Raw genomic sequence first — 16150 nt, 5'->3', positions numbered from 1 at the left:
CCAGTTTGCTAGAACTGGACTGACTCGCTGCGGCAGGGGATGGTGGAGAGGGCCGCCGCAGCCGAAGCGCCACGGTCCGACCTCCGGTGCGCGGGCTCCGCGGGCAGATCGGGGCGCAGCGAGGCGATGGCGGCGAGGTCCGAATACTGGCGGGCCGCTTCATATTCGCCGACCGACCAGTCTGACATGGGGGCATGCGGGCGATACCGCTCCAGCAGCACACCCCAGCGCTCGCCGGGTGCGGGCGCGAACCGGTACACGAGACCGGCGAATGCGGCGACAATCACGAAGGAACCGAGTAGTGCGACCATGACCCCATGGTGGACCCACCCTGGACTTGAAGAAAATATCCAGTACCTGGATACTGGCCTGTATGGCGACACGAGTGATCGGCGCGGCCAGCCTCACCCGCGACCTGGGCCGGTGGCGAAACGACGAACCGGGCGCGGCCGCAGACAACGGCAAACGGTCCGCGCGGCCCGCGTACGTGGCCCTGGCGGAGAGCATCCGCCTGCTCATCCACGACGGCCGCGCCCCGCTGGGCGTGGCCCTGCCCAGCGAACGCGACCTGTCCACCAGCCTCGCGGTCAGCCGCACCACCGTCACCTCCGCGTATTCGCTACTGCGCGAACACGGTTACCTGATCAGCCGTCAGGGTTCGCGCAGCACGGTGGCGCTGCCGCCGACCGTGGTGCACGACGGCGCGAAGCCGGCCCGCAGCATCCTGGCCATGATGGCGCAGCCGGAACTGCCGACCATCGACATGACCTACGCGTCCATGGCCGCCCCGCCGCAGATGACCGAGGCGTACTCCTTTGCCCTGCAAGGTCTTCCGACCTATCTGGGCACGCACGGCATGGACCCGGTGGGTGTGCTCATGCTGCGCGAGGCGCTGGCGCGCCGCTACACCGAACGCGGCCTGCCCACCGAACCGGACCAGATCCTCATCACCCTGGGCGCGCAGCACGGCCTGCGCCTGCTGCTCAATGTGCTCACCACCCCGGCCGAGCGGGTGCTGATCGAGCACCCCACCTACCCGAACGCCATCGAGGCGATCCGCGATGTGGGCGCGCGCCCGGTGCCGGTCCCGATGCGCCCGGACGGCTGGGATCTGGACGGAATCCGCAGTGCCGCACGGCAAACCGCCGCCAGCATGGCGTACCTGATCCCCGACTTCAACAACCCCACCGGGCATCTGCTGGACGCGGAGGGCCGCGCCGAGCTGGCCGCCATCGCCCGCGAGACCCGGATGACGGTGATCGTGGACGAGTCGATGGGCGACCTGAACCTGTCCGGTGTCGAATCCCCGCCGCCCGCGGCGGCTTTCGCCCGCGGTTCGGAGATCGTCACCATCGGTTCGGCGTCGAAGTCGTTCTGGGGCGGTCTGCGGGTCGGCTGGGTCCGCGCCAATCAGCCATTGATCACCAAACTGCTGGGCACCCGCTCCACCGTCGACCTCGGCACCCCGGTGATGGATCAGCTGGCCACCGTCCACCTGCTCCGCAACGAGGACGAGATCCTCACCACCCGCCGGGCGCAACTCCGCTCCCGCCGCGCGGTCCTGCTGGAAACCCTCGCCGAGGAACTCCCCGACTGGCGGGTCACCCCCGGCGCGGGCGGCATGTCCCTGTGGGCCCAGCTCCCCGCTCCGGTCTCGACGGCGCTCGCCGCCACCGCGCCCAATCACGGCGTATTGCTCGCCGCCGGACCACGTTTCGGCGTCCAGGGCGCGTTCGAGCGGTTCATCCGTCTCCCGTTCACGCACGAGGAGGCCGATATCCGCATCGCGGTGAAGTCGATCGCCGCGGCCTATCAGGGCCTGACGCCGCACGCGGCCGACCCACTGGCGCCGCTCATCACGTACTGAGGCCGCCGGAAACGACTTCGCCCCCGCCGCATTCGATGCGGCGGGGGCGAAATTGCTTTTCAGCTCGGGCGTGTCAGCCCAGGATGTCGGTGTCAGCCCAGGATGTCGTGGCGCACGATCGTCTGATCCCGGCCCGGCCCGACGCCGATGCACGAGACCCGCGCGCCGGACAGCTCTTCCAGGCGCTTCACGTACGCCTGGGCGTTGGCCGGGAGCTCCTCGAAGGTGCGGCAGCCGGAGATGTCCTCCCACCAGCCGGGCATCTCCTCGTAGATGGGCCTGGCGTGGTGGAAGTCGGTCTGGGTGGTGGGCATCTGCTCGACGCGCTCGCCGTCGATCTCGTACGCGACGCAGATCGGGACGGTGTCCAGGCTGGAGAGCACGTCCAGCTTGGTGAGGAAGTAGTCGGTGATGCCGTTGACGCGGGTGGCGTAGCGGGCGATCACGGCGTCGAACCAGCCGGTGCGGCGGGCGCGGCCGGTGGTGACGCCGACCTCGCCGCCGGTCTTGGCCAGGTAGGTGCCGGACTCGTCGAAGAGTTCGGTCGGGAACGGGCCGGAGCCGACGCGGGTGGTGTAGGCCTTCAGGATGCCGAGCACCGTGGTGATCTTGTTGGGGCCGACGCCCGCGCCCACGGCCGCGCCGCCCGCGGTCGGGTTGGACGAGGTGACGTACGGGTAGGTGCCGTGGTCGACGTCGAGCAGGGTGCCCTGCGAGCCCTCCAGCAGCACGATCTCGTCGCGCTCCAGCGCCTCGTTGAGCAGCAGGCGCGAGTCGGCGATGCGGTGCTTGAAGCCCTCGGCCTTCTCCAGCACCTCGTCAACCACCTGCTGCGGGTCCAGCGCGCGGCGGTTGTAGATCTTGACCAGCACCTGGTTCTTGAATTCCAGTGCGGCCTCGACCTTCTGGGTGAGGATCTTCTCGTCCAGCACGTCGGCCACGCGGACGCCGACGCGGGCGACCTTGTCCTGGTAGCAGGGGCCGATACCGCGGCCGGTGGTGCCAATCTTCTTGTTGCCGAGGAAGCGTTCGGTGACCTTATCGATGGCCACGTGGTACGGCATGATCAGGTGCGCGTCGGCCGAGAGCAGCAGGCGGGAGGTGTCCACGCCGCGCTCTTCCAGACCGGCGAGTTCGGCCAGCAGCACGCCCGGATCCACGACCACGCCATTGCCGATGACGTTGGTCACATCGGGGGTGAGAATGCCGGACGGGATCAGGTGCAGCGCGAAGCTCTCACCGTTCGGCAGCACCACGGTGTGCCCCGCGTTGTTGCCGCCCTGGTATCGAACTACCCACTGGACCCGGTCACCGAGCAGATCGGTGGCTTTGCCCTTGCCTTCGTCGCCCCACTGGGCGCCGATCAGCACGATTGCCGGCATGCGAGTGTCTCCTACGGGTTCGACGCGCAGCACCCATGTTGCTGCAGCCACCCGCCATCAGAAGGCGGTGGCCGTGGGCACACTTTACTGGATGACCACATACGTCCAGGTGCATGCCCCGGCTCCGAGTGAACCAGACATAACGGATGCGCACTGAGGACAGCAGGGCAAATGAGACAGGGCTATGGTGGCACGGGGAGAGGGACCGGCAGGGGGTTCCATCGGGACGCAGCGAGGCGGATAGGTGTTGGCAGGCCAGAGGAGGGTGTTCGGCAGTTGAGTACCCATGTTCTCCGCTGCGACGGCGCACCCGTTCCCATCGCGCTCGCTTCTCTGTCCCTCACGCAGACCGCCGCCATTCCCGACACCGGGACCCTGGACGAGCTGCTGCCGGTGATGGCCGCGGACAGTCTGCCGCGCCTCATCGTGCTCGGTGAGGACGCCGGACTGGCCGCCGTGCTCACCCACCTCATGCGCACCGAACGCCTCGGCGTCGAGATCGGCTACGTGCCCATCGACCGCACCTACGGCTCCCGCGCCTACGAGACCGGCACCGGGTCCGCCGCCGCCAAGCGCGCGCTCGAGGGCCGGGCCGTGGAGACCCCGCTGATCCGCGACGACACCGGCAAGGTGCTCATCGGCCGCGCCACCATCGTCGGCGAGGCCGGGGCGAAACTCGAGGGCGAGGCCTACGTCGACGACACCCGGTTGTTCACCGGAAAGGTCGCGGCCCTGCATGTTTCGCCCATGCTGGAGATGCCGGGCCTGCACGCCACCGTGCACCGCGGACTGCGCAAGAAGCGCTGGGTCGCCGGACGGGCCATGCAGCTCGGCACGCCGGGCGCGCTGGTCACCCGCGACGGGATCACCGCCGACCGGGTGGTGAAGCGCTCCACGTTCTATCGACACCACGAGCCTTGGCTGCTGGTTCGCTGATTCACCTCCAGAATGGGTGTCGGCACAGCGACACGAGGCCGGGCCAGTTGGGAGTGACAGGTGGATGACACGCGCGCGGTGAGACGAGCCTCCGGGGCGGTCCGGCCCAGCCCCGTATTCCTGGCGGTGGTGGCGGTCGCGGTACTGGGCGGGGTGCTCGCCTGGAACGCCGACCTCGATTCGCGCCGAGCCCAATTCGGAGTGTTCATCCTGGTGGTGGCCGGGTGGATCGTGACGGTCTGCCTGCACGAGTTCGCGCACGCGTTCGTGGCGTGGCGGGCCGGGGACCGGGAAGTGGAGATGCGCGGATATCTCACGCTGAACCCGCTCAAATACAGCCATCCGCTGCTGTCGATCGGATTGCCGGTGGTGTTCATCGCACTCGGCGGGTTCGCGCTGCCGGGTGGCGCGGTGTACGTGCACTCGCACAATTTCAGTCCACGCACGCAGCGAATGATCAGTGGCGCGGGGCCCGCGGTGAACGCGCTGTGCGCGGTGGTGCTGCTGGTGATCGTGTCGCTGTGGGGCAGTGTGTATTCGAACGCCGCGTTCTGGTTCGGGCTGAGCTTCCTTGCCTTCCTCCAGATTTCGGCGACCGTCCTGAATCTGCTGCCGATTCCCGGCACCGACGGGTACGGGATCCTGGAGCCGTCGCTGAGCTATCAGACCCGGCGGTCACTGGATCAGATCAAGCCCTACGGCCTGCTGATCCTGTTCGCGCTGCTGTTCACTCCGCAGGTGAACCGATTGTTCTTCGACGGGGTGAACGCGCTGTTCGAGCTGTCCGGGCTGCCGGGCGGGTGGTGGTCGATGGGCAGCCGGTTGACGCGCTTCTGGCTCTGAGTCAGTCGATCGGCGTGATGTAGGGGTGCGCGACGGTCGGGGGCAGCAGCGCCATGGCCGACAACCGCCGCACCCCGCACACCTGCATGAGATCCACCACGATGGACCGCAATTGGGCGAACACCACGTGCGCGGACAGCCCCGCCCCGTTGACCAGATCCTTGGTCGCGCCCTTGCCGACCGACCGGAGCACGCGGGTCGCCTCGGCGGGATCGGGCTTCTCATCCGGGTCGGCGAGCATCATGCGCCGCACCACGTCCACCGCCTGACCGAGCTTCTCGACCTCCACGATGAGGCCCGGGTCGAGCACCTCGTCGTCGCGGACCGAGGTGAGGGCGCGGCGCAGCAGCACACGGGTATTGCGGACCGCGTTGTCGAGCGGGTCGGCGGCGTCGCGCAACCGGCTCAGGCGAGCGCGAGAGTTCCAGTACAGCGGGGAGATTCGAATGATCTCCTGACTGCCTTCGAGGGTGTTGCGCAGCGAGTCGATCGCGCCCTGTGTGCCGCGCACCGCCTCCAGGGCCGCCTTGATCTTGGCGGCATCGTGTTCGAGCAGGCCGTCCGCGCATTCGGTGAGGGCGGCGCCCATCACCTCCAGGATTCCGGCCGCCTGCTCGCGGGCGCGGCGGACCGGGTGCAGCGGAATGGCCGCCACCACCACGATGCCGACCAGTCCGCCCACCAGGGCGTCGATCATGCGCAGGGACGCGCCGCCCTGGCCGGGCGGGTAGAGGGTCGCCACCAGTACCGCGGAGCTGGCCGCCTGCATGGTGATGACCGGACCGCCGTCGAGGAAGACGGCGGTGCACATGGCCAGCACCACCAGCAGCATGATCTGCCAGCCGCCGGTGCCGACCCGGGACACGAACAGGTCCCCGATGCCGATGCCGACGGCCACGCCCACGATGAGCTCGATCGAGCGGCGTAACCGGGCCCCGAACGAGACGCCGATGGAGATCATGGCCGCCATCGGCGCGAAGAACGGGTGTTCGTGCCCGATCACGTTGTGGGCGATGAACCAGGCCACGCCCGCGCCGATGGCGCACTGCACGATCGGCAGCAACGACGAGTGGACCCGTCCGGCGGCCTTGCGCACGCGGGTGACGCCGCTCTCGCGGGCGGCGTCGATGGTTTCGCCTAGGCCACCGCTCAATTCAGTCGAGGCCGAGCTCGGCGGCGGCCCGCGGGTCGCAGTCCTCGAGCAGGTCCAGGCAGCGCGCGTACTCGTCGGTCTCGCCGATGGCCCGGGCGGCCTTGGCGAGCGCGCCCACGCTGCGCAGGAAGCCCTGGTTGGGCTCGTGGCTCCACGGCACCGGGCCGAAGCCCTTCCAGCCGTTGCGGCGCAACAGGTCCAGGCCGCGGTGGTAGCCGGTGCGCGCGAACGCGTAGGCGGAGATGATGTCGAGGTTGACGTCGCCGTCGGCGGCGGCGCCCCGCTCCAGGGCGGCCTCGGCCAGGTGGGCCCAGGCGATGGAGGCGGTCGGGTGGGCCGCGGCGACCAGCACCGGGTCCTGTTTCTGGAGCAGCGCGTCCTCCGCGTCGATGTTTTCCGGAAGGAGGACCGGCTGCGGTCCGAGCAGATCGCCGAAGGAGGTCATGCCGATCATTCTGCACCGGTACCCGGAATGCTCAGTAGGCTGACCTTCGAATCACAGTTCCGCCGATCCGAGGGGTGCAGCGCGTGTCCGACCCGAAAGACGACCAACAGCAGCAGGGCCCTGCCAACCAGGCATCGGGTCCCGCCGCAGGCGACACGGACACCAGCGCCACCCCCGCACGCCCGGCGAACCCGGCCGACCAGTCCGCTCCGGAGGCCGCGAACGGCACGAGCACGCCGGCGACCGCCGACGCCGCACCCCCGACCGCCGCCACCGAAGCCATCCCCTCCCCCAACGCACGGACCGAGGAAATCCGCACCGGCGCACCTCGACCCGACGCCCCCAAGACCCCGCAGGCCAAGTCCGGCCCCGCCGGTTTCGCCACCATCCACTACGAAACCTCCAAGCCCGCAGGCACTCCGGGCGCGAACCGCGTCCAGCCCCCGGCGAACCGCGGTCAGTCCCCCGCCGACAAGGCGGGCGCGGGCCGAGTACAGCCGCCCGCCGGACCGCAGGGCACGTCGGCTGGACCGCAGGGCACGTCGGCTGGACAACAGGGCACGCCTGCCGGACCGCAAGGCACGCCTGCCGGACCGCAAGGCACGCCTGCCGGACCGCAGGGCGGGCCTGGCGGGTCGCAAGGCACGCCCGGCGGACTACAGGGAACGCCTGCCGGAGCGCAGGGTGGGCCCGGCGGACAGCCGTCGGCCGCGCGTCAGGGCTCGGGTGAGTTCAAGCCGCAGAGCACGCCGAGCGGGCAGCCCTCGCCCGGCGGGTCGGGCGTACAGCCGGGTGCGTCCGCGCAATCCGGCGCTGCCGCACCCGGTTCCGGGAACGCCGCGGGTGGACGCCCCTCGGAGGGCGCGCAATCCAGACCGGGTGGACAGTCCCCGGCTGCCGAGTCCCCGGAACGGCAGGGTTCCGCGGCGTCCGCCGCGCAGCCCGCGGGCGGTGGAAAGCCCAGCGGCGCTGGACAATCCGACGCGGGCGAGCAGCCGGCCGGACGTGGGCAGGGGCCGGGAGCGCCGTCGCCCGCCGATGACGCTCCGACCCAGTTCATTCCGATTCAGCGGCCCGCCGGCGATAAGGCGGGCGAAGGCGCGCAGACGGCCGACGCGCAGGCCGATGCCACCACGCAGATGATCAAGATTCAGCGGCCCGGACAGGTTGCGAGTGGTCCCGGAACCGGGAAGCCCGGTGAGCAGGGGCAATCCGGCTCCGGCGATTCCGGGAAGACCGTCGCGGGCGGCGCTGCCGTCGGGGCGACGGGCGCGGCTGCTGCGGCCTCGAGCGACGCTGCCGGTCAGGGCGGAACGTCGGAGAAGGCTGCGCCGAAAGATGTTCCGACGCAGGGGATGCCCGCCGCTTCGGCCGATGACGACGAGAAGTCGGGCGACAGCGCCGCGGCCGATGAGAAGTCCGGCGGTACCGGTGATTCCAAGACCCCGGCCGATGCGAAGGACGGCGAGTCCGGGGGCAAAGGCTCCGGGGACGAGGGCTCCGGGGACGCCGCGACCGTCGTGATCAAGCGGGTCCCGAATCCGGCGGATGACGCCACGACGGCACTGCCGGTGGTATCCGGTGAGGCCGGGACCGAGAAGATCCGGGTGTCGGGGCCGCAGGGTCGGGCGGTCAGCAAGCCGCCGCAGACGCCGCGGGTGAACGCGGGTCCCCGGAATATCGGCCCGAAGGGGAACGCTCCGGACGCGCCCGTCGAGGAGACGCGGCCGTCGCCGCCGCGGCCGCCGATGGCTCCTCCGATGGGCCCGCGTCGTCCCGCGACCGCGCCGTCTCCGGCGGACACCCAGGCGACCATGCCGGGCCAGCCGATCGGCGGGCCGCGGATCGCGTCGCCGCAGCGGGTCGGGGCGGGTGCGCCGCAGGGTCCGCGCGGACCGCAGGGCCCGAACGCGCCCCAGGGTCCGCAGGGACCGGGCGGGCCGCAGGGACCCAATGCGCTGAAGGGGCCGAACGCTCCGCAGGGCCCGGGTCCGCAGGGACCGACCGCTCCCCACGGGCCGAATGCTCCGCAGGGGCAGCCGGGTTCGGGTGCTCCGCAGGGCCCCGGCGGCCCGGGTCTCGGTGCGCCGCAGCCCGGTATCGGCGGATCGCAGGGCGTGCCCGGGATCGGCGGGCTGGCGCAGCCGCAGCGGGTTCCGGCGGCCGAGCCGGTCGACGGCGCCGCGAAGTCCGGTGGCGGGTCGAAGAAGTTGTGGATCGGCGTGGCCGCGGCGGTGGTCGCGGTGGTGGCGATCGTCGGTGTGGTGATCGGCGTGAAGAAGCACAATGACGACAATTCGCCGGAAGCGCTGGTGCAGCAGACGATCACGTCCTACACCGATGCTCTGGGCAGCGGGAACCTGGACACGCTGCGGGCGGTGACCTGCGGTGCGCAGCACGACTTCTATCAGAAGATCTCGGCCGACCAGTTCGCGAGCGTGTACAAGACCTCCAAGGAGCAGAAGAGCATCCCGCAGGTGAAGAGCGTGGACGCCATCCAGATCACCGGTGATGCCGCGCTGGCCCAGGCGACGGTGTTCACCGAGGCGGATCCGGCGAAGTTCTCCTCGCGGACCTTCGACCTGCGCAACGAGGGTGGTTCGTGGAAGGTGTGCGAGCCCAAGAACGCGAACTGACCGGGGCGAATACCGGTATCCACAGCTTCGGCGAAATGGCCTGACACGTTCTCGCCCGTGCTCGCGATGAACATCACATACACCTGGTCAATAGACCTGCACGTCGGTAGGGTGTCTGGGTTGTCTGGGCTGACCATTTCGGCATTCCGGCACTTCAGCGGTGTTGTACACCGTCCATAAAGTTACGAATGCAGGAGCTGAGTACGGATGCCGGATACGGCTGAGCACATCGTGCCGGATACGGCAGAGACCCTGGCGGCGCTGGCAGCGGAGACCATCGTGGAGTCGGCCAAGGCCACCGCCGCCGAACTGGTCGGCCGTCACTTCCGGGTGCGCGATCACTACGACGTGGGCCGCGAGAAGATCCGCGAATTCGCCCGCGCCGTGCGCAACGACCACGCCGCCCACCACCGCGAGACCGTTGCCGCCGAACTCGGTTACGGCGGCCTGCTGGCCTCGCCGACCTTTGCCTCGGTGATCGGCGCGGCCACCACCCGCTCGCTGATCGGCTCGGTGCTCACCGAGTACGACGTCTCGCAGATCCTCCAGACCGACCAGGTCTTCGAGTACCACCGCCCGATCCTGGCCGGGGACCGGCTGGGCGTGGACGTGGTGGTGGAGAACATCCGCGGCTTCGGCGACAACGACTTCATCACCGTCAAGGTCACCCTGACCGATGCCGACGTGCGGCCGGTGCTGGTCGCCACCACCACCATCGTGGCCCGCAAGGGCGTCGAGATCGACCCGGTCGCGGTCGAGACCGTGTCGGGCGTGGTCATGCACGGCCATGTCGTCGAGCCCGGACAGTTCGACACCGACCCGAACGGCCTGATCCTGCTGGCCCCGGAGGAGGTGGCCGAGCCGGCCGCCCCCGCCGCGCCGCTGCCGGTCAATACCGTCCCGACCGCCGCGGGCGTGGCCGCGGGCACCGAACTGCCCGCCGCGAAGGTGCCGGTCACCCGGGGCGACCTGGTCAACTACGCGGGCGTCTCCGGCGACCCGAACCCGATCCACTTCAGCGACACCGCCGCCACCCTGGTCGGTCTGCCCACCGTCGTCGCGCACGGCATGCTCACCATGGGCCTGACCGCCGGCTACCTGGTGGACTGGCTGGGCGACCCGTCGGCGCTGGGCAAGTTCAGCGTCCGCTTCTCCGGTTTCGTGCCGGTGGAGCCGACCGCCCCGACCTTCGTCGAGTTCACCGGCAAGGTGAAGTCGGTGGACACGGCCACCGGTGCGGCGACCGTCGTGCTGGGCGCGACCTCGGAAGGCAAGAAGCTCTTCGGCCGCGCCATCGCCGAAGTCCGGCTGTCCCGCCTCCCCGAAACTTCAGCGCACGGCTGAGAGCCGTCGACCGTCTCGCATGCGGCCGGCGGTCAGGTGCCGAACCAATTTCGGTCGTACCCCTGGAGTTACCCCGGCCGCAACGAAACCAGTTGCCGCGTGCGAGAACGATTTACAGGCTGCAGTGATCAGTTCAGCGTGGCGTGCATCAGGTAGACGTTGTAGTCGTTCCAGGTCGACATGGTGAAGTACAGGTCGTCACCGGTCGACCAGGGGTGGATGAATCCGCCGTACAGCTCCGGGAATTGCAGCGCGCTGACCGTGACCGCGCTGTCGGACCACGCGCCCTGCGGTGAATCCGATTCCCGCACAACCAGAGCCGCCTTCGCGGTGTCGAGGTAGCTCATCTGCCACACCCCGCGGTTCTCGTCGTAGCGGACCGACAGTTCCCCCGCGGGCGCGTCGACGATCGGTGTGGCGCTGACGTTTCCGTTCACCGCGGGACCCCAGGAGCCGTTCTGCCAGTACTGGTAAGCGGTCGGGTTGAGCACCTGCTCCTTGGGCACCCGCGCCAGCCCGACCCCACCCAACCGGGTGTTGGGGATGCCGAACATGTACACCCAGTCGCCCTGCGGCACCATGGACGCGACCTGGAAGCTGGAGACGCCGAAGATGTTCTCCCACTTGGCGTACGGGTCCTTGGTCCAGTGTTCGCCGTGGTCGTCGGAGTAGGCGAGCCCGCCGTAGTTGGTGAACCAGCTGCCGGGCAGGCTGTTCCAGGTGCGGATCGACATGTAGCTCATGTACTGCCGGTCACCGAGCGCGAACCCCGAGGTGGGGATGGTGGTGATCTCGATATTGTCCAGCTTGCGGCTGCTCAGCAGTTCCGAGGCGTGGCAGCGGTCGTCGGTGACCATGCGGTCGAAGACGACGCCGTTGGCGAGATCGCGATTCTTGCTGAACGCCAGCAGGTTCGAGCGCCAGTCCTCGCCCATGCCGCCGGGCGGATGGAAGTCCCGGCCGACGGTGTCGCCGAAGGCGATGGCGATCTCGTCGGGCGCGCTCTGCCACATGATGCCGAGGTCGGTGCCCTGCACCTGCCAGCGTTTGTCGGTGCGGTTGATCGAGTTCGCGCCGGTCAGTTTCGACACCTCGCGCACGTCGGAGACCTGCGGCGTGGGCCGGGCGGGGGTGCGCTCGGCGGGCTCGCTGGACGGGTGCGCGGGTTCGGGGCCGGGCGGCAGCGCGGGCGGATTCGGGTTGGGCAGTGCGAAATTGAACGGCTGCGGCCGCACGATGAGTTTCGGGATGCCGAGTTGTTCGGCGAGTCCCGGTGGCGCGGCGGGTGTGTCGGTGAGGTCCGGGCACGGGTTCACGCACGGGTCCGGCGGCAGTTCCATCCGCACGCGCTTGGTGTTCTCCGGCAGCGGCCCGGTGTCGACCGTGACGACCGGATAGGCCATCGGCACCTCGACGGTCTTGGGCACCACCGACTCGTGTACGGGTCTGGGGTCGGTCGCGCAGGCGCCGATACCCGGAACCGCCGGTGTCGCACCGGTTTCCGAATCCGCCGACGCCACCGGCCGGCCCATACCGACCAGTACTCCCGCCCCGAAGATCACCGCTCCCGCAGCCGCCACGAGCCGCTTGGCCATGCGTTCAACCCTCTCGACATTAGGGTCATCCGGACATCATCCGGGCAAGGACCCTACCCCAAAGGTCAGCGTAGGGCCTGGAAGGTGATCGCGGTCGTGCCGATCCGGATGACATCGCCGTCGGCGAGCACCGCGGCCGACTCGATGGTCTGCTCGTTGATGTAGATCCCGTTGGCGGAGTGCAGATCCTTGATCAGCAGCCCGGCCCGGCTGGGCGTGATCTGCGCGTGGTACCGGCTGGCCTTCGGATCATCGAGCACCAGATCGTTGTCGGTCATGCGACCGATCTTCACGCCGTTGGCGCCGATCGGCACCACGCGTCCGTCGGCCAGGCGCAGCTGCCCGGCGCGCACCGCGCGCGGCATCTCGGTGACGGTCTCGGTCATGGCCTTGGCCATCCGCTCGACCTCGTGAATCTGCCCGGTGCTCAACGGTTCCTGGCGCAGCACCTTCTGTTCCAGCGCGATCAGCGCGGGCCCCGGATCGATGCCGAGCTCGTCGGCGAGCACGGTCCGCACCCGGCGGCAGGCGTCGAGCGCGTCGGCCTGACGGCCGGACAGGTACAGCGCGGTGATGAGCTGCGCCCACAACGGTTCCCGCAGCGGATGGGCGTTGGTCATCGACACCAGTTCGCCGACCACGGAAGACGCACGGCCCAGGGCGATTTCGGAGTCGATGCGGGCGGAGGCGACCAGCAGCCGCTCCTCGTCCATGGCGGTCGCGAAGCTCTCCGCGAAACCGAGACCCGACAGATCGTCGAGCGCCCGCCCGCTCCATTCGGCGAGGGCCTCGCCGAAGAGCCGGGACGCGGAGGCAGGATCGCCGATCGCGGCGGCCTCGGAGCCTTCGCGGCGCAGCGTCTCGAAACGCCCGAGATCGCACTCGCCGTCCTCGATTTCGAGGCGGTAGCCGGAGGATTCGGTGCGCAGCAACGCCACCGGGTCGATCCCGGCGGTGCGCAGCGTCTTACGGATGTTCGAGACGAACACCTGGAGACTGGCCTGATAGGAGTCCGGCGGATCATCGTTCCAGACGATGTCGGCCAGGGCCTGGGAGGACACCGCACGCCGCCGATTCACGGCCAGTGCCGCCAGCAGTGCGCGGGGCTTGGGACCGCCGACCGGTATGGACCGGCCGGCGACCAACAGCTGCACGGGGCCCAGGACCCGTACATCGACAGTCATGCCACCTGCCTCGATAGAGACCGCGGCGCGCCCGCCGCTCGAAAATTGCCCGGGATTCCGCTGCGCTGCGCGGAATCCCGAGCGTTGAGCTTACTTGGCGCTGATCGAGCGTCCCGCCGAGTTCAGGTCGTTGCAGGCCTCGAGGACGCGCGCGGCCATCGAGGTCTCGGCCTTCTTGAGGTAGCTGCGCGGGTCGTAGACCTTCTTGTTGCCGACCTCGCCATCGATCTTCAGGACGCCGTCGTAGTTGCCGAACATGTGGCCGGCGACCGGACGGGTGAAGGCGTACTGGGTGTCGGTGTCGACGTTCATCTTCACCACACCGAAGCGCAGCGAGTCCTCGATCTCCGACTTCAGCGAGCCCGAACCGCCGTGGAAGACGAAGTCGAACGGCTGCGCGTCCGCGCCCAGGCCCAGCTTGGCGGCGGCCACGCGCTGGCCCTCGGCCAGCACCTCGGGCTTCAGCACCACATTGCCCGGCTTGTAGACGCCGTGCACGTTGCCGAAGGTCGCGGCCAGCAGGTACTGGCCGTTCTCGCCGGCGCCGAGCGCGTCGATGGTCTTCTCGAAGTCCTCGGGCGAGGTGTACAGCTTCTCGTTGATCTCGGCCTCGACACCGTCCTCTTCACCACCGACGACGCCGATCTCGACCTCGAGGATGATGTTGGCGGCGTGCGCCTGCTTCAGCAGTTCCTTGGCGATCTCGAGGTTCTCGTCGATCGGGATCGCGGAACCGTCCCACATGTGCGACTGGAACAGCGGGTTCAGGCCGTTCTTCACGCGCTCGGCCGAGATGGCCAGCAGCGGGCGCACGAAGGTGTCCAGCTTGTCCTTCGGGCAGTGGTCGGTGTGCAGCGCGATGGTGACGTCGTACTTGGCCGCCACCACGTTCGCGAACTCCGCGAGCGCGACCGCGCCGGTGACCATGTCCTTCACGCCCAGGCCGGAACCGAATTCCGCACCACCGGTGGAGAACTGGATGATGCCGTCGGAACCGGCGTCCGCGAAGCCCTTGATGGCCGCGTTGATCGTCTCCGAGGACGTGCAGTTGATGGCGGGGAACGCGAAGGAGTTCTGCTTGGCCCGAGCAATCATCTCGGCGTAGATCTCCGGAGTCGCGATGGGCACGTGGACCTCCGTGGGGTGTGTGCTGCGATACAACAAAATTCTGTCAGCCCACACCATAGGGGAGCGTCGTTTTCCACGGCCCGGGGCCTCGGATACTCGACAACTTTGTGAGGTTGCTTCGACGTTCGGTGTGATGTCCGGGGTACCGGTACTGTGGTGGCCGTGACCTTGCTGGCCGTATCCGATGCCGTGACGACCAACGCCGCGCTGCCCGCGATCTTGGACCCCATGCACCTCCTCACGGAGACGTGGTTGTCCCACGCGGTGCTCCCGGCGATCTTGGCCATCGTCTTCATCGAGACCGGCCTGCTGTTCCCCATCCTCCCCGGCGACTCGCTGCTGTTCACTGGCGGTCTGCTGGCTGCCTCGGCGCACCCGCCGGCCGGCATGAACATCTGGTGGCTGGTTCCGGCCACCGCGTTCGTGGCCTGGCTGGGCGATCAGAGCGGCTATTGGATCGGGCGGACCATCGGCCCGGCGCTGTTCAAGAAGGAGGACACCCGCTTCTTCAAGCAGCGCTACATCACCGAGACGCACGCCTTCTTCGAGAAGCACGGCCCCAAGACCATCGTCCTGGCCCGCTTCGTGCCCATCGTGCGCACCTTCATGCCGGTGCTGGCCGGCGTCTCGAAGATGGACTACCGCAAGTTCGCGACCGTCGACATCATCGGCGCGGTCCTCTGGGGCGGCGGCGTGACCGTGCTCGGGTACTTCCTGGGCAATGTCGAATTCATTCGCAAGAACGTCGAGGCGATCTTCCTGCTGATCGTGTTCGTGTCCATTCTCCCGGGCATCATCGCGGTCGGTAAGAACCTGCTGCACCGCGGTCAGCACCCGGAGCAGGCCGAGTACGCCACCTCGTCGAACGAGTCGACCCGCTGAGCCATTCGGTGCCGACCACCCCGCTAACGACGACCCTCGCCTCCGGCGGGTTCGGACCGCTCGAGACGGCCGGACCGGTGCTCGTGTGGACCATCGTCCTCACGTTCGTGTTCCTGGAGTGCGCACTCATCATCGGGCTGTTCCTGCCCGGTGACTCCATGCTCATCACCGCGGGCGTGGTGCTGGCCTCCCAGGTCAATGGCGAGGGCCACGTGTGGGCGCTGTCGGTGGGCACCATGATCGCGGCCATCGCGGGCAATCAGGTCGGATACGTGTTCGGGCAGCGCACCGGGCATCACCTGGTCGCGCGCAAGAACGGCAAGTACATCAACACCCGCAATCTGGCGCGGGTCTCGGAACTGCTGCACAAGCACGGATTCCTGGCGGTGCTGGTGGCCCGCTGGATCCCGTGGGTGCGCACGCTGTGCCCGCTGGTCGCGGGCGCGGCGGGGATGGATCACCGCAAGTACACCATCGCCTCGTCGATCGGGGCGGTGATCTGGGCGCCGGTGATCCTGCTGGCCAGCTATTACGCCGGCAGTTTCATCGAGGACATCTCCTGGCTGATGCCCGCGGTGATCGGGACCCTGGTCGTCGGATTGGTGCTGGGGACCGTGATCGGCGTCCGGCAGTACCGGGCCGAAATGGCGCGGCCCGCCGAGGATTTCGACGTGGATCTCGACGAACCCGCGACGGTGCCGATCCCGCGGCAGCACAACGCCTGATTCCCGGCGGTACAACGCCCGATCCGGTTC

At 69.0% G+C, this 16150-nt stretch carries 14 protein-coding genes; 7 read left to right on the top strand and 7 right to left on the bottom strand.

All coding sequences use genetic code 11. The annotated features are described in order from the left end of the window. Positions 1–8: 8 nt before the first annotated feature. Complete coding sequence (locus tag ACWEOI_RS06985) at positions 9–311, bottom strand: hypothetical protein (protein WP_452359134.1); 303 nt, start codon at positions 309–311, stop codon at positions 9–11. Positions 312–373: 62 nt separating this feature from the next. On the opposite strand from ACWEOI_RS06985, the gene yczR reads away from it, so the two are divergent. Beyond that, positions 374–1867: a MocR-like transcription factor YczR gene (yczR, locus tag ACWEOI_RS06980; protein ID WP_433669092.1), complete on the top strand. Its 1494-nt coding sequence runs from the start codon at positions 374–376 to the stop codon at positions 1865–1867. A gap of 92 nt (positions 1868–1959) precedes the next feature. Here the strand turns inward: yczR and ACWEOI_RS06975 are convergent, their stop codons facing one another. After that, positions 1960–3249 (bottom strand): adenylosuccinate synthase, encoded by a 1290-nt coding sequence (locus tag ACWEOI_RS06975; protein WP_433669094.1) that lies wholly within the window; start codon positions 3247–3249, stop codon positions 1960–1962. Between the two features lie 276 nt (positions 3250–3525). Here ACWEOI_RS06975 and ACWEOI_RS06970 point away from each other — a divergent pair, with 276 nt between their 5' ends. Both ACWEOI_RS06970 and ACWEOI_RS06965 read left to right on the top strand, forming a co-directional pair. Beyond that, positions 3526–4185, top strand: coding sequence for a hypothetical protein (locus tag ACWEOI_RS06970; RefSeq protein ID WP_433669096.1), 660 nt, complete (start codon positions 3526–3528; stop codon positions 4183–4185). 60 nt (positions 4186–4245) lie between these two features. Continuing rightward, positions 4246–5028 (top strand): site-2 protease family protein, encoded by a 783-nt coding sequence (locus ACWEOI_RS06965; RefSeq protein WP_433669097.1) that lies wholly within the window; start codon positions 4246–4248, stop codon positions 5026–5028. Between the two features lies 1 nt (position 5029). On the opposite strand, the gene ACWEOI_RS06960 is transcribed toward ACWEOI_RS06965, so the two are convergent. Both ACWEOI_RS06960 and ACWEOI_RS06955 read right to left on the bottom strand, forming a co-directional pair. Next, the gene (locus tag ACWEOI_RS06960) at positions 5030–6181 is read right to left on the bottom strand and encodes an FUSC family protein (RefSeq protein ID WP_452359133.1); all 1152 of its coding nucleotides are present in this window, start codon (positions 6179–6181) and stop codon (positions 5030–5032) included. Between the two features lies 1 nt (position 6182). Continuing rightward, complete coding sequence (locus tag ACWEOI_RS06955) at positions 6183–6626, bottom strand: DUF3151 domain-containing protein (RefSeq protein ID WP_379102430.1); 444 nt, start codon at positions 6624–6626, stop codon at positions 6183–6185. Positions 6627–6709: 83 nt separating this feature from the next. On the opposite strand from ACWEOI_RS06955, the gene ACWEOI_RS06950 reads away from it, so the two are divergent. Further along, positions 6710–9262, top strand: coding sequence for an Rv0361 family membrane protein (locus ACWEOI_RS06950; protein ID WP_452359132.1), 2553 nt, complete (start codon positions 6710–6712; stop codon positions 9260–9262). A 207-nt stretch (positions 9263–9469) separates the two neighbouring features. Beyond that, on the top strand, positions 9470–10606 hold the full coding sequence (locus ACWEOI_RS06945; protein ID WP_452359131.1) for a fused (3R)-hydroxyacyl-ACP dehydratase subunits HadA/HadB: 1137 nt from the start codon (positions 9470–9472) through the stop codon (positions 10604–10606). Positions 10607–10734: 128 nt separating this feature from the next. On the opposite strand, the gene ACWEOI_RS06940 is transcribed toward ACWEOI_RS06945, so the two are convergent. From ACWEOI_RS06940 to fbaA, 3 genes are all read right to left on the bottom strand, one after another. Continuing rightward, positions 10735–12201 (bottom strand): DUF4185 domain-containing protein, encoded by a 1467-nt coding sequence (locus ACWEOI_RS06940; protein WP_433669104.1) that lies wholly within the window; start codon positions 12199–12201, stop codon positions 10735–10737. A 65-nt stretch (positions 12202–12266) separates the two neighbouring features. Then, a complete protein-coding gene (locus ACWEOI_RS06935; protein ID WP_433669106.1) occupies positions 12267–13385 on the bottom strand; it encodes a BTAD domain-containing putative transcriptional regulator in 1119 nt (372 codons plus the stop codon). A 90-nt stretch (positions 13386–13475) separates the two neighbouring features. Continuing rightward, on the bottom strand, positions 13476–14513 hold the full coding sequence (fbaA, locus tag ACWEOI_RS06930; protein ID WP_433669107.1) for a class II fructose-bisphosphate aldolase: 1038 nt from the start codon (positions 14511–14513) through the stop codon (positions 13476–13478). A gap of 228 nt (positions 14514–14741) precedes the next feature. On the opposite strand from fbaA, the gene ACWEOI_RS06925 reads away from it, so the two are divergent. Then, complete coding sequence (locus ACWEOI_RS06925) at positions 14742–15395, top strand: VTT domain-containing protein (RefSeq protein WP_433673510.1); 654 nt, start codon at positions 14742–14744, stop codon at positions 15393–15395. Positions 15396–15403: 8 nt separating this feature from the next. Then, positions 15404–16120 carry a VTT domain-containing protein gene (locus ACWEOI_RS06920; protein WP_433669109.1) on the top strand — a complete coding sequence of 239 codons (717 nt, stop codon included), beginning with the start codon at positions 15404–15406 and terminating at the stop codon, positions 16118–16120. The last annotated feature ends 30 nt before the right edge of the window (positions 16121–16150 follow it).

This window comes from Nocardia sp. NPDC004340 (assembly GCF_053602575.1).
Note: the sequence above shows the minus strand (reverse complement) of the source record. Positions and strands in the feature narration are given on the sequence as shown.

Excerpts from the sequence above, each read along its gene's own strand:
- ACWEOI_RS06955 (WP_379102430.1), bottom strand. The coding sequence starts at position 6,626 with ATGACCTCCTTCGGCGATCTGCTCGGACCGCAGCCGGTCCTCCTTCCG.
- ACWEOI_RS06945 (WP_452359131.1), top strand. The coding sequence starts at position 9,470 with ATGCCGGATACGGCTGAGCACATCGTGCCGGATACGGCAGAGACCCTG.
- ACWEOI_RS06985 (WP_452359134.1), bottom strand. The coding sequence starts at position 311 with ATGGTCGCACTACTCGGTTCCTTCGTGATTGTCGCCGCATTCGCCGGT.
- ACWEOI_RS06925 (WP_433673510.1), top strand. The coding sequence starts at position 14,742 with ATGCACCTCCTCACGGAGACGTGGTTGTCCCACGCGGTGCTCCCGGCG.
- yczR (WP_433669092.1), top strand. The coding sequence starts at position 374 with ATGGCGACACGAGTGATCGGCGCGGCCAGCCTCACCCGCGACCTGGGC.
- ACWEOI_RS06975 (WP_433669094.1), bottom strand. The coding sequence starts at position 3,249 with ATGCCGGCAATCGTGCTGATCGGCGCCCAGTGGGGCGACGAAGGCAAG.
- ACWEOI_RS06935 (WP_433669106.1), bottom strand. The coding sequence starts at position 13,385 with ATGACTGTCGATGTACGGGTCCTGGGCCCCGTGCAGCTGTTGGTCGCC.
- ACWEOI_RS06940 (WP_433669104.1), bottom strand. The coding sequence starts at position 12,201 with ATGGCCAAGCGGCTCGTGGCGGCTGCGGGAGCGGTGATCTTCGGGGCG.